We start from the raw sequence: 13,584 nt of genomic DNA on the forward strand, positions 1-13,584 counted from the left end.
TTCTTAATTAAAAACCTTATTTTTCTAAGCTCAAAGAGAACCCACAATGCGAGCATTAGTCATTTCAGGAGGAGGAAGTAAAGGCGCTTTTGGCGGAGGCGTAGCCCAATACCTTATGCAAGAAATGGGTAAGGATTATGATATGCTGGTGGGAACCTCTACAGGCAGTTTGCTAGTGCCTCATCTTGCACTTCAAAATATTGAAAAGATAAAGGATGTGTATACTTCTGTTAATCAGAATGCAATTTTTAATGTGTGTCCATTTGTAATCAAAAAAGATAAATGGGGAGAGCAAACCATCGCTATTGATCACTGGAGTGTATTGCGTAATTTCTTAAAAGGATCTAAAACCTTTGGAGAGAGCAAAAAACTGCGCAAACTCATAGAGCGTACTTTTACTCGTGAGGATTATGCGCAGCTACAGGCTAGTGGTAAGGAAGTGCTAGTCACTGTTTCAAATCTATCTTTACATAAAACAGAGTATAAATCTAGTAACGTAGAAACCTATGAAGATTTTTGCGACTGGGTGTGGATGTCGTGTAATTATATCCCTTTTATGAGTCTTGCGACCAAAAATGGGTGCGAGTATGCAGATGGAGGTTTTGGCGCGCTAGTGCCCATTAAGGAGGCTGTAGAACGCGGCGCAACAGAGGTTGATGTAATCATTCTAGAAACAGAAGTTACTTATTACAATAACCTCCCTTCTACAAATGTATTTTCATTACTGAGTAATCTGCATGGTTTCATGATGGATCGTATAGAAAAGCAAAATATCACCATAGGTAAATATGCTGCCAATCAAAAAGAGGCAATAATTAACTTCTATTATACGCCTACAGTACTCACCACAAATTCATTGATTTTTAACAAAGAAAAGATGAAAATATGGTGGCAAAGTGGCTTTGACTATGCCAAGTATAAAAACGAAGAACTCAACGAGATTAAGGTGGATGATGAGGGGTAGGAGCATTATCCAGTATGATATAGGAAAAAAATGAACCTTAATATATTGTCATTTTGAATGGAACCGACTATATTGTAGTCTTTTACCCACAAATCAATCATCCATATCTTGCAGCATTTTCTACGATTATTACTTGTTTTATTTTCTACAATACTTTCTTCTCAAAATCCCAGCATTAAAAGTGTTCCCTCTTGGGTAATTGAAGTTTCTTATCAAGAATCTATAAAAAATGAAGAAGCAGAGAGCGGTTACTATTATCTTTTATATGATAAGCAAATCAACACTCAGCAAAAGTCAAGATATAGTAACTCTGTCGTTAAAATCATCAATGGAGAAGGTATTGGGGAGATGTCAAATTTAACTTTTGAATTCGATCCATCTTACGAGAAGCTTATTTTTCATAAAATAGATTTGATACGCGATGGTGAGCGTATTTCTAAGCTTAATTTGAGAGATATTGAGACTATACAGCGAGAATCAAACTTAGAAAAAAACTTATATGACGGCAGACTAACGAGTCTTATTAATCTTACAGATGTTCGTAAGGGAGATATTATTGATTATGCATACACGATTGTGGGGGCGAATCCAGTTTATGACGGCGGATATAGTAATAATTTCTATTTTCAATATGCGGTACCTGTAGGTAAGTTACATTATATAGTGAACGTACCTAATGATAATTCTTTTGAGTTTAAATATTTTAATGACGCTCCAGAGGCTACAATCAATATTGTCGAAAAAACGAAAGCCTATGAATGGAGTTTAGAAAATGTAACACCTAAATTTTATGACCCGAACACTCCAGTTTGGTATGATGATTATGGATTTGTACAGTTTGGGAATTACCCTTCTTGGGAAGCTGTTGTCAATCAATATAAAGAACTTTATACATTAAGTACACCTGACAAGAAAAAACTAAAACAACTCTCAGATCAACATATCAAATCTAAGACAAAAGATATTGTTCTATCAAAAGAAGATATAGCGAAGAGTCTTATAGATTTTGTGCAGGATGAGGTGAGATATTTTGGTTTTGAAGATGGTATGAATTCACATCGACCAGAATCACCTCTAAAAGTATTAGATCAACGCTATGGGGATTGTAAAGGGAAATCTTTTCTATTGAGCGAACTCTTACAGGCTAATGGCATTGAAGCATATCCCATGCTTGTGCATAGCTCTAATGGTAAAGGTCTTGATGATAAACTTCCTACTCCTAACCTGTTCAATCATTGTGTAGTTACTTACGAACTTGACGGGAAACAATTGTATATAGATCCTACTATTTCTAATCAAGGCTCTGGAATTAATGGTAAATATTTTCCAAACTATGAAAAGGGTTTAGTTTTAAAGTCAGGAGAACAAAAACTCACAACAATTGAATTTGTAGGAGAAAGTGCAATCTCAATAAGTGAATTTTACGATGTCAAAGCTATTAATGGAGGAGGTGAGTTATCTGTTGTGACAACATATAAGGGAAGTCAAGCAGATAGGGTTAGAGCAGACTTTGAGCAGCGTAGTAATGCCTCAATCCAAAAGGATTATTTACGTTTTTATAGTGCGCTCTACCCTAATATTAGAAAAGGAGATGATATAGAGACAGAGGATTTAAGAGAAACGCGTAATGAGTTTATCGTAAGAGAATCTTATGATATAGATTCTATATGGGCCACTTCTTCAGAAAATGAAAGTCTAATTTATATAGAGACTTATCCTCTACTTCTAGAAAGCTATGTTAATCCTACAACTTCCCCTGAGCGTGCAGCCCCTTATGCTATAAATTACCCCTTAGATATCGATTTTGACATTACTGTTAATTTACCTGAGGAGTGGGAGTTTGAAGATTATAAAAATACGATTGAAAGCTCGTATTTTACATATGAACAAGAGGCAAGTAACTTTGGAACTAAGTTATTGGTTTCACACAAGTATTCAAGAAAAAAAGACTTTGTAGATGCAGTTGATGTACGTAAATATATAGCTGACCATGATGAGGTTCAAGATGATCTTTCTTACTTCATTACATACGACTTTGAAGAAGCATCTGCTATTGAAAATTCTGGATTGAGTTGGATTTCTATTTTCTTGGTTTTACTCACTATTATTTTTGCGAGTTATGGTGCTTACAGACTTTATTATGAATATGATATTCCAGCTAAAGGGAATTATAAAGAAGGAAAGAGTATAGGAGGCTGGCTTATACTACTAGCAATAGGTCTAGTATTCACGCCTATTGGAATTATTGTACAGATACTGTCTGAAGAGGGCTATTATGATGCTTATACATGGTCTGCCTTATGGAATACGGAGGGACTTAGCGGAAAGCCCATGGTTTTAGTAATCGCTTTAGAGATGATTATTAATGTTGCACTTGTAATATATAGTATTGTCCTAATCATTTTGTTCTTTAAGAAAAGAACGGTAGTGCCCAAACTTATGATTATACTTTACGCTTCTATGCTTATTTTATTAATACTAGATACTGTTGCGGCAAATTTACTTGCTCCAGATCTATACTCTGCAGAAGAAAATCAAGAGTTTTTAAAGGACATCATGAAGGCTCTTTTTAGGTGCACTATTTGGATTCCATATTTTGTAATATCAAAACGTGTAAAAGAAACTTTTGTAAATAGAGGGCCCAATTATGTTGAGCCAGAGGAAATAAACAATGATATTTTAGGACAAGAGAAGGTTTATCTTTCAGAAAATGATAAGCCTTATAACAGTCTTGAAAGTAGATTTGGAAAGGATGCCTAACAATATTTAATTAACCGTATCCTTCACCGTTTCTTTTGTTGTTTTCTTTTTCCCAAAGAGACCACCTAATATTCCCGTTGCGACATCTTTAATGGCATCTTCGGCTTTTGGGGTTATGGTGGTGTTTTGAGGAGTCTGTGTGTCAGTAGTTGTACTATCTGTTGTAGTGGTATTTGGTGTTGTTTTGTTTCCACCTAATAGACCTCCTAACACATCTGTAAGTTTATCTTCTACTTTGTCTTTTGCGCGTTGCTTCTGGATTTCTATAATCTGGTTAGTAAGTGCAGTAGTAGCTGCTTTTAGATTAAGGTCTACTTTAGGCGCAGTAAAATTTCCCGAAAGGGAAACAGGTACGTCTATATGGATATTCTCTTTTTCGGCATCTGTAAGTTTTGAGAGTAATCCGCTCACGTCTCCGCCTAGGTATTTTGCAGGAAGATCGAGGTTGAGGGTGTAATTCATCTCGTTTGTAAAGCTATGTCCACCGCTTACCTGCACATTGATTCCTTTCACATTAAAATCAAATGGCTTTACAACCACCTGACCATCATTAAACGTAAGGCTCGTTTTGAGCTTGTCTAGTTTAAGGTCATCAAGGTTTATAAAATCAAGTTTTTGCGATAGGAGATTAAGAAGCGGCATTTTATCTGCATCTACATCTGCGGTCAAAATCTCTGCAAAGGCATCTCCAGTAATGGTACTAAGGATAGGGCTGAAGTTGTCATCTAGCTGTCCTTGCAATTGTATTTTTGTATTGAGAGCGCCTTGTAGAGCTTTTGCAATAGGAGCGAGTCCTTGCAGCATCTCGAGCTCCTTAAAAGAGCGGTCTATGTCTATACTACTCAAATCTACAATCATATTAAAAGTAGGAGTGCCATTACGTGTGGTGACAGATCCAGAGAGTCCTGCCGCACCACCAAAGATGCCAGAGTTAAGATTACTCAATGATGCCTGCTCATTTGCAATGGTCACACTACCCTTTGTGTTACTAAGTTCTAGCCCATCATAAATTACCTTTGCGGCATTAAAGTTTACAGAGGCATCTAGAAAATCTGGAATTTGTATAGCTGTATCGCTTGAGCTCGTGCTAGACTGATTAGTGCCAGATGTAGTTGCTGTGCTAGTTGCAAAATCATCAAGGTTGAACACCTTTGAGGTCACGTCAAAACGCCCTTTTAAATCTTCCTTAGACATTACAAACGGGATGAGGTTTTCTATAGATCCCGTTGCATTTATATCTGAAGTCCCACTTGTAGCAGCAAATGAGCTAAGCGTGATATTGCCTGTTTTAAAACTTACAGCTGCATTTTGTATAGCAATGGGATTAGGTAGTTCTGGAGTGCTGTAAGTGAAGTTACTAAGCGTAGCGTTACCAGAGCTTTTTATATTTTGATACAGCTGTTTCTCAACAGAGTTCATATCAAAACTCGTCACAATATCTGCAACAAGTCTACCTTGTAGCGGCTGGTCTAGATTAAGTGGGTAGACTTTGTCTATATTTCCTAAATCTAGCGCACCATCTAAGTCTAGATTTACAAGCATGTTACCCATCAAGTTTTTGAGCGTTCCCTTTGCGGTAAAGGTGTCTTGGTCAATCTTAAAACGTAAATCGTTTATCTCAATATAAGTAAGTTCTGTGATGCCTGTATCGTTTTTAATCTTTACATCTATATTGATGTTGTTCATTCTTTTAGGTAGGTCTGGATACTTAAAAGAAGCATTGTTAGACACAATCTCAATATCCAGATTTGGGATGTTAGTCTCCGTTGTTTTCCCTTTTATAATTCCGCTTACGCGAAAATCGCCACTCGTTTCCACCCCATCAAGATTTGCTCTGTATTCTTTAGGGATTAGGGCTAGAAAGTTTTTAAAATCTGATGAAGGCGTTTTGAACGATAAGTCCATAAGATTGCCATCTTCTAGAAGCTCTATAAAACCATTAAACTCTAGTGGGAGTTCGTTTATTTTGGCTAAGTTTTCCTTAAAAGTATACTTCTGTTTTTCAAGCTCCATTTGGATTACAGCCTCGAGGTCTAGGTCGTGCCCGTCCAAGTAATGTGTGCCACCATAATCAAAAGATACTACAGCGTGTGTCTTTGTATCTAGCACACTCTCAATAGCCGAAAAATCTCCAGAACCCGTATGGTTTACCTCTGTAAGTTCAAGGTGGGTTTGTGTAGAGCGGTCGTCATAAATTATTTTTGAGTCTACGAGGCTGTACTCTTGTAAGTTAAAAACAAAAGGTTCTGAGCTCTCTTCACTAGCGGTATCTGTAGTTGCTGTCTCTTTTACAATGTCATAATTTGCATTGCCTAAAGAATCTACTTGTACCTGTACGTTTGCTTCCAGAAGTGATAAAGCGTCTATTGCAATAGGCTCATCTGCTGTGTTTTTAAAGAGTTGGGTAACGCCCATCTCAATGCGTATTTCTTTACCACTCGCAAGTGTGTCACCAGCAAATGGTGCATTATTAATTACCGTAAAGTCGTTTACTATAACCGTAGCATCAGGAAAACTCCTAAAAAGGCTTAGATCTAGAGAAGACCATTCTACTTGAGCGTTTAGATTATTATTGATGGTTTTCTTGAGTAGGTCTTCTAGTTTTCCTCTAAAAAGGAATGGTGACGCTGCAAGCAGTATCACAACAACGAGAAGTATAATACCTGTAATTTTGAGTGCTTTTTTCATAATATTTGTTGGCTCTTTCGAGCAAGATTTTCATCCCTTTTTTATTGTACTACTTTCTTTTTAGTACGCTTTCGCGAAAGCATATCTGTAATTCTTATAAACAACCGCCTAAATAGGTAGCTTTAATTCTTCACCTTCCTCTAGTTTAAATTTCTTTCTAAATAGTCCTACACCTAGGTATAGCAATGGGGTGTCTAAAGCGGCAATAATCACTTTAAATAGAAAACCTCCTAAGAGAAGACCTCCAAACAATTGCCACTCAATGAGTCCAAAGATACAGAGTAAAGAAAGGACCGAGAATGTATCTATAAACTGAGATAAGAATGTCGAAAAATTATTTCTGAGCCAAAGGTGTTTGCCCTTAGTTATACGTTTCCAAAAGTGATAGATGTGAATATCTACGTATTGTGCTAGTAAATAGGCTATCATACTCGCAAAAACTGCCAGCGCAGTAACTCCAAAAACCTTAGTAAATAGTGTGTCATCTACAGGAGACCAGCTCGTAGCGGGTACAGCGTTACCTATATAAACGATGAGTAGTGAAAATAGAGAGGCAAAAATGCCAGCAGTGACCATCTGGTTTGCTTTTTTTCTGCCGTAAATCTCGCTTACAATATCTGTAATAAGAAAGGTGATAGGGTAGGGAAGTATCCCTACCGAAATCTCAAAAGTATAGATTCCAAAAAAGTCCCATGAAAAGAACTTTTGAAAAATTAGATTAGATACAACTAGTGCGCAGATAAAAAGAGCGCCTAAAATCACATAAATGCGATATGCAAGTTGTAAATCCTTTGTATTTAAATCCTTAGAGGGTAGTTGCATTTTCTTAATAACTTCGATTTCAAAATTAGCGCATTGTGATTTTGATTTCCTTAATTTGTTGTGAAATGTTATTCTCGTAATTCAACAGCTAGATCTTTGCATACCACATTCTTATCATTAGGCAGTAATCAAGGAAACACTTATGAAGCACTCGATAAAGCGATACAATTGCTTTTTGAGCGTGTAGGTAGGGTTGTGAAAATTTCTCCTGTGTATCAAAGTCCTGCTTGGGGTTTTGATGGGCCAGATTTTCACAACTGTGTGGTGAGGATGGAAACATCATTACCTATTAAAAAACTCTTATACACGACACAGGCTATAGAGCAATTACTAGGTCGTAAGGAAAAGGAAGGAACAGCTTATCAATCAAGAATAATAGATATAGACATATTGCTTTATGACGATGTTGTAAAGCAGTCAGAGCAACTCACGGTTCCTCATAAGCATATGAAAGAGCGGTTGTTTGTACTACAGCCACTTGCAGATATCGCAGGTGATGAGGTTTGTGAGGCATTATCTACACCTGAAAATCCAGTCACTTACTTAGAGTTATTAGAAGATTGTAACGATGATAGTATTCTTACAAAACAGGCTAAGTGGCTTAAGAAACCACAAGACAGTATTGATTTAGGTGGTTACAACTATATCACCATAGAAGGAAATATAGGAGCAGGAAAAACAAGCCTCGCCACGATGATCTCAGATGAGTTTAATGCAAAGCTTATTCTTGAGCGTTTTAAAGACAATCCTTTCTTGCCTAAGTTTTACAAAGACCCAGATAGATTTGCCTTTCCGTTAGAAATGTCTTTTCTGGCAGATAGGTACCAGCAGCTATTAGATGATTTAGGACAATATGATCTTTTTAAGGATTTTATGTGCGCAGATTATGATCGTTACAAATCGCTCATATTTGCACAGGTAACCTTACAAGAGGAGGAGTTTTTGCTTTACAAACGTCTCCATGAGATGATGTATAAAGATATGCCGCAGCCAGACTTATACGTTTACCTTTATCAAAATACAGAGCGTTTACTTAAGAATATAAAGAAGCGTGGTCGTAGTTATGAGAAGAGTATTGATCCTACATACTTAGAAAAAATAAACCAAGGGTACCTTGATTTTATAAAGACTCAGCATAATCTCAATGTAAAGATTATTGATATTTCAGAGTTAGATTTTGTAAAAAATAGAGCTGATTTTTTATCAATTATCAACCAATTTGCAAACGAGTAATTTAGAGTTTAGAAATATAATCGTCTAGAAACGCGAGTCTTTTTTTAGTCCATTGCTGCATATAGTCTAGTCCTTCCCGGTCAGATATAAAATCTTTCCATACCAGCTGTTCTCTTTCAAAAACTAGATTAGATGAGAGTTTTTCATATACATTTCGTTGTCTAGTGAGTAGTTCTTCCTCACTCAACACTTTAGTGCGCAGTGTTGCCCATCGTGCTTTAAGACGCGCGTTAAAATCATCTGCATTTGTTTTGATAAGTCTTCTCACGAGACCGTTTGTGAGAAAATCGTCGGTAGTTTTTATTCGTTTACCACTAAAAATAGTCCCGAAGCTTCCATCTAGGTCCCAGGGCGCATAGAAGTAAGGTTCTCCTGCATCATACCGTATGAGATATAAATTCTTGCCTAAATTATCTGGTGCGCGCACAGCGTTGATGTATAGGAAATAATCAATCGCATTATCGATTACAAATTGTTCTGAAATTCCTTTCGCGAAAGCGTCATCATCACTATTCACGACAAAGTCTGTAAACGGATACACATTATCCCACGGAGCATTAGTGTCAGATGGGTATTTAATATCATAACCGCCCCAGCTTGCTAAGAAATCTTTTTTAGGAGGTATGGAGTCAAAAGAGCTAGCGCCTAGGTAGCGCGCCCCTTGAAAAATCTCACCACGTACGGTGTCACCACGATTCTTTTTTACTTGTACGAGTTTGCGATCTACTTGTTCTTGCAGTAAGAAAATCCCTTGATACCTTCCGTTTACAAAAACCTCGGAATAGGCGGCCGTTGCGCCAGCTTTGGCTGTTGGTTCTTTATCTAGATAATGTGGTGTATAGATGTCATTCCATAAATTGAGAGATAGATAAGAACGCATTCTCAGTGGCTCGTTGTAAAGCCCATCTAAAATCCAGTCGTCATCACTGCGCATACCTGCAAGCTCATAATCTTGATTCTCAAAGCCTAGGCTATCTTTATAAAAGTTGAGATCGTACGTCTTTTTTGGAAACACTAGAGAGCTGCTTCCTCTCAGTTCTATTCCTGCATGACTTGTAAATTGAGTGTCTTTATCTGCATAAGAGATTGTTGCCATACGTTTAGGCTCATTTACAATTCCTTGAGGAGCATCTATCTGTATAAGTGGATATGAAGTGAGATAGGTTTTATAAGTAGTTGCGCCATGTTTAAGTAAGTGCGATGTAGTATAAATAGAATCCTTACTTGAAAGATTAAGAGTGTATGATAGTCCGCTAATCTGGAAATCTCCGTCCTTTATTGTGGTCCCTTTAGGTATTTGGATAATGGCGATATTGAGAGAATCGTCTATTGCGACGCTTTGTGGAGTAAAGGTTACTTGCGCGCAAGAGTTTATAGAAATTGCTAATGCTAATAAAAAAATTGAATATCTCACAATAGATTGATTTACAGTAAAGATAATGCAATTGAAATGCCACAAATGAATGTTATTGAAATTTTGAGAGTCTTATAAAGTGTATTTTTATGCTATGAGATTGATAACTAGTTTTTTACTCTGCCTTTGTGCCACGCTTTTGATGGGTCAAGAAGGCGTAACATCAAGTGTAGCACTGGGTCCTCCTAACCCAAAACCAGGGGTTTGCTACCTTTCACGTGACAGTGGAGGTGAAGATAAATTATGGAAAGCGGTACTCTGCGAGTGGAAAGAGTATCAAACTTTAGATATTCTTAGTGATAGCATGGAGCCTAGATTATCTAATTATGATAAGCATTACATCAATAAAAGAGTGCGTGTATTACTTGAACGTAAGCTCTCACTAGAAGTTGAAAGTTATTATTCTTCAAGCGCCAGTGACACCACAGATGCTTGCCTTGCCAAGGCAAGAGCTGGTGAAGTAGGAGAGTATCTTATAAGTCAGGGACTAGAAAGAGATCAACTTAAGATTACCTTGCTCCCAGTTAAAGATAGCGTGGGTTTAAGTTTGAGAGTAAGAGCTATTAATGCGTTATAATTATGTTACGTATTCTTAGTAAGTACGCTTCATTAAACTCTCTCCAAAAAGGCGTAGCACCTCTTTTTTATCTTCAGATATATCAACGTTATCTAGTGCTGTAAATGCTTTCTGCGTGTATTTGGCAATTTCTTGCTCGGTAGCTTTTGCTGCACCAGAGTCTAAAAACTGTTGCTTAACTGTTTCTATTTTCTCCGCAGGATCTGCTGGTGAGATAGAGAAGAAATGCTCTAGTTGTTGTGCATCATCTTTATCTGAGTTTATAAGCGCAGTAAGATATAAGAAGGTCTTTTTGTTTTCTATAATATCACCGCCTACTTGCTTTCCAAAACTCTCTGGATCACCAAAAGCGTCTAGATAATCATCTTGCAATTGGAATGCGAGACCTAAATCACGACCATAATTATAAATTGCTTCTTGACAAGTTTTTGAAGCGCCAGCAACTATGGCTCCCATTTTAAGAGCAGCGCCCACAAGTACAGCTGTTTTATACTCAATCATTTTCATATACTCAGGGATAGTAACATCGTCACGAGTTTCAAAATCTACATCATACTGCTGTCCTTCACAAACTTCAATTGCCGTTTTAGAAAAGAGCTTTGCTAGCTCCTTAAACGTATCTCCTTCATAATTTTCAAATAGCTGGTAAGCTCTTATAAGCATTGCATCTCCAGAAAGTATACCTGTGTTTATATCCCATTTTTCATGTACAGTTTCCTTACCACGACGCAATGGAGCATCATCCATGATGTCATCATGCACTAAAGAAAAGTTATGAAAAATCTCTATAGCCAGTGCAGCATCAAGTGCGATAGCATGGTCTTTTTCAAACAGTTCACAAGCCATAAGTGTAAGTACAGGGCGCAGTCTCTTACCTCCTAAACCGAGTATATAATTTATAGGGTCATATAAATTTTTCGGCTCTTTCTCTAGGGTGTGTTTATTTAAATAATCAATAAATACCTCTGTGTATTCTGGAATGCTGCGCATGAATTGCAATTTTTTTTGTAAAAATAAGTGATAAGAGATGATTATGCCCTATTACGCTTTCGCGAAAGCGTACCGTAAACCCCTACAACTGTTAAAATTTATTTAAAATAGTTGGAAACTATAAAAACTTTAAAAGTTTCCTGCGTATTTTTGCACTCGAAATATGAAAGACCAATTATTACACACTGCAACCGAATTGTTTTTAAGTCAGGGATTTAAGAGCATCACAATGGATGATATAGCCAAAGAGATGGGTATGTCTAAGAAAACAGTGTACAGCTACTATTCAAATAAAGAAGCGATAGTCTCTGCAAGTGCGATGCAGATGTTTACAGATGTATGCGGAGGGATAGATACCATATTTGAGCGTGAGTTAAATCCTATTGAGGAATTATATGACATTAAGAAATATGTACTTGAGCACATTAATGGAGAGCGTACTTCTTCTATGTATCAGCTTCAAAAATATTATCCTAAGATACACCAGACGCTTAGAAAGAGTCAGTATGATTACATGCAAAGTTGTGTGACTAGAAACGTGCTCAAAGGGATAGAACAAGAACTTTTTATAAGTGATATAAGTGTAGAGTTTGTAGTAAATATTTACTTCACAGGGATGACAGGTATTAAGGATGAGACTATTTTTCCTAAATCTACATTTCCCGTGTCAGACTTATATGATATGTATCTAGAGTATCACATACGTGGTATTGTAACACCTAAAGGAAGAAAAATTTTAAATAAACTCATCAAATCTAACCACAACTAATGATACAGAGATTATCTATAGCGATATTATTACTAGTAAGTGTTGCCACGGTAGCACAAACTAGAAGTTTTACCGTAGAAGAGGCTGTAACCTTTGCTCTAGATAGCAATTATACAGCTATCAATAGCCGCCGAGACATCGCAAAGGCAATTAAGAGAAAATGGGAAACCACCGCTAGCGGATTACCACAGGTAAGCGCTAGTCTAGATTATAACTACCAGATAAAACAGCCTACACAGCTTATTCCAGCCGAGTTTGTAGGTGGTGATGCAGGTACTTTTATTCCTGTAGTTTTTGGAACACAACAAAATGCGACTGCAACGGCAACGTTAAGTCAGCTTATTTTTGATGGGTCATACCTTGTAGGATTACAAGCAGCCAAGACTTTTCTAGACTATTCTAAAAATGCCAATGAAAAGACACAACTTGAAGTGCGCAAGGGTGTCATAAACGCCTATGGAGGAGTGCTTCTTGCTCAAGAGAGCGTGGCTATTTTAGATAAAAATATCGCAACACTAGAAGACAACTTGAGAGAGACAAGAATCATTTTTGAAAATGGATTTGCAGAGGAGGAAGATGTAGAGCAACTACAGATTACCTTTTTGTCACTCAAGAACCAGCGAGCAAATGCACAGCGTATGGTAACCATTGCTAAGCAAATGTTTAATCTAGCAATAGGCATCGATGTAAATGAAGAAACGGTACTCACTCAAACGCTAGAAGGGCTCGCACTACCAGCATTAGGACTTCTTAATGATACCGTAAACTTAGAGCAAAACGTAGATTATAAGATTGTAAATAATCTTAATGAGCAACGCGAGCTTGAGCTTAAACTTGAGAAAAGTAAAGCGCTACCTACACTAGGAGCGTTTATAAATGTAGGAACATTTGCAGGGCGTAACGAGTTTAACTTTTTTGATAGTGATGAGAAGTGGTTCCCGCAATCTATTACTGGTTTCCAACTTAATATACCAATTTTTAGTTCTGGCATGCGTAATGCGAGAACGGCACAAGCTGCAATAGCACTGGATCAAGCCAAAACTCAAAAAGAGGAGACAGCACAGCAAATTAAACTTGCATATGCATCGGCAAAAAGTGATCATGAGCTTGCCATAGATAACTACAATACATCTCTTAAGAATATCACGCTAGCAGAGCGTATTGAGAATAAGAATCAAATAAAATTTAGAGAAGGATTAAGTACAAGTTTTGATTTGAGACAAGCGCAAACGCAACTTTACCAAGTACAACAAGAGTTACTGCAAGCAATGTTGCAAATAATTACAACTAAGGCAGATCTAGAGACCATACTTAATGTGCCTAATTATACCAATAACTAGTTCTCTCAACAAGAGATTTTAATAAGC

At 37.1% G+C, this 13,584-nt stretch carries 10 protein-coding genes; 6 read left to right on the top strand and 4 right to left on the bottom strand.

Annotated elements, in window-relative coordinates; translation table 11 throughout:
* Positions 1-46 precede the first annotated feature (46 nt).
* Together SJY37_RS06695 and SJY37_RS06700 are read left to right on the top strand one after the other, a co-directional pair.
* Positions 47-964: a patatin family protein gene (locus SJY37_RS06695; RefSeq protein WP_298322451.1), complete on the top strand. Its 918-nt coding sequence runs from the start codon at positions 47-49 to the stop codon at positions 962-964.
* A gap of 108 nt (positions 965-1,072) precedes the next feature.
* Positions 1,073-3,724 carry a DUF3857 domain-containing protein gene (locus SJY37_RS06700; protein ID WP_298322448.1) on the top strand — a complete coding sequence of 884 codons (2,652 nt, stop codon included), beginning with the start codon at positions 1,073-1,075 and terminating at the stop codon, positions 3,722-3,724.
* 6 nt (positions 3,725-3,730) lie between these two features.
* Here SJY37_RS06700 and SJY37_RS06705 read toward each other — a convergent pair whose 3' ends face one another.
* Both SJY37_RS06705 and SJY37_RS06710 read right to left on the bottom strand, forming a co-directional pair.
* Positions 3,731-6,412, bottom strand: a complete 2,682-nt coding sequence (locus SJY37_RS06705; RefSeq protein WP_298322445.1) for an AsmA-like C-terminal region-containing protein — start codon at positions 6,410-6,412, stop codon at positions 3,731-3,733.
* Between the two features lie 108 nt (positions 6,413-6,520).
* The gene (locus SJY37_RS06710) at positions 6,521-7,234 is read right to left on the bottom strand and encodes a queuosine precursor transporter (RefSeq protein WP_298322442.1); all 714 of its coding nucleotides are present in this window, start codon (positions 7,232-7,234) and stop codon (positions 6,521-6,523) included.
* Between the two features lie 96 nt (positions 7,235-7,330).
* Between SJY37_RS06710 and folK the strand changes: the two genes are divergently transcribed.
* On the top strand, positions 7,331-8,467 hold the full coding sequence (folK, locus tag SJY37_RS06715; RefSeq protein ID WP_379952914.1) for a 2-amino-4-hydroxy-6-hydroxymethyldihydropteridine diphosphokinase: 1,137 nt from the start codon (positions 7,331-7,333) through the stop codon (positions 8,465-8,467).
* 1 nt (position 8,468) lies between these two features.
* Here folK and SJY37_RS06720 read toward each other — a convergent pair whose 3' ends face one another.
* On the bottom strand, positions 8,469-9,881 hold the full coding sequence (locus SJY37_RS06720; RefSeq protein WP_298322436.1) for a CotH kinase family protein: 1,413 nt from the start codon (positions 9,879-9,881) through the stop codon (positions 8,469-8,471).
* Between the two features lie 94 nt (positions 9,882-9,975).
* Here SJY37_RS06720 and SJY37_RS06725 point away from each other — a divergent pair, with 94 nt between their 5' ends.
* Positions 9,976-10,458, top strand: coding sequence for a hypothetical protein (locus SJY37_RS06725; protein ID WP_298322434.1), 483 nt, complete (start codon positions 9,976-9,978; stop codon positions 10,456-10,458).
* A 15-nt stretch (positions 10,459-10,473) separates the two neighbouring features.
* Here the strand turns inward: SJY37_RS06725 and SJY37_RS06730 are convergent, their stop codons facing one another.
* On the bottom strand, positions 10,474-11,448 hold the full coding sequence (locus SJY37_RS06730; RefSeq protein WP_013750301.1) for a polyprenyl synthetase family protein: 975 nt from the start codon (positions 11,446-11,448) through the stop codon (positions 10,474-10,476).
* A gap of 163 nt (positions 11,449-11,611) precedes the next feature.
* Between SJY37_RS06730 and SJY37_RS06735 the strand changes: the two genes are divergently transcribed.
* Positions 11,612-12,217, top strand: coding sequence for a TetR/AcrR family transcriptional regulator (locus SJY37_RS06735; protein WP_298322424.1), 606 nt, complete (start codon positions 11,612-11,614; stop codon positions 12,215-12,217).
* A complete protein-coding gene (locus SJY37_RS06740) occupies positions 12,217-13,557 on the top strand; it encodes a TolC family protein (protein ID WP_298322420.1) in 1,341 nt (446 codons plus the stop codon). Before SJY37_RS06735 ends, SJY37_RS06740 begins: the two co-directional genes overlap by 1 nt.
* The last annotated feature ends 27 nt before the right edge of the window (positions 13,558-13,584 follow it).

This window comes from Dokdonia sp. R78006, assembly GCF_042466145.1.
GTDB lineage: Bacteria > Bacteroidota > Bacteroidia > Flavobacteriales > Flavobacteriaceae > Dokdonia.

Coding starts and splice junctions, on each gene's coding strand:
- SJY37_RS06695 (WP_298322451.1), top strand. CDS start 47: ATGCGAGCATTAGTCATTTCAGGAGGAGGAAGTAAAGGCGCTTTTGGC.
- SJY37_RS06705 (WP_298322445.1), bottom strand. CDS start 6,412: ATGAAAAAAGCACTCAAAATTACAGGTATTATACTTCTCGTTGTTGTG.
- SJY37_RS06710 (WP_298322442.1), bottom strand. CDS start 7,234: ATGCAACTACCCTCTAAGGATTTAAATACAAAGGATTTACAACTTGCA.
- SJY37_RS06725 (WP_298322434.1), top strand. CDS start 9,976: ATGAGATTGATAACTAGTTTTTTACTCTGCCTTTGTGCCACGCTTTTG.
- SJY37_RS06730 (WP_013750301.1), bottom strand. CDS start 11,448: ATGCGCAGCATTCCAGAATACACAGAGGTATTTATTGATTATTTAAAT.
- SJY37_RS06735 (WP_298322424.1), top strand. CDS start 11,612: ATGAAAGACCAATTATTACACACTGCAACCGAATTGTTTTTAAGTCAG.
- SJY37_RS06740 (WP_298322420.1), top strand. CDS start 12,217: ATGATACAGAGATTATCTATAGCGATATTATTACTAGTAAGTGTTGCC.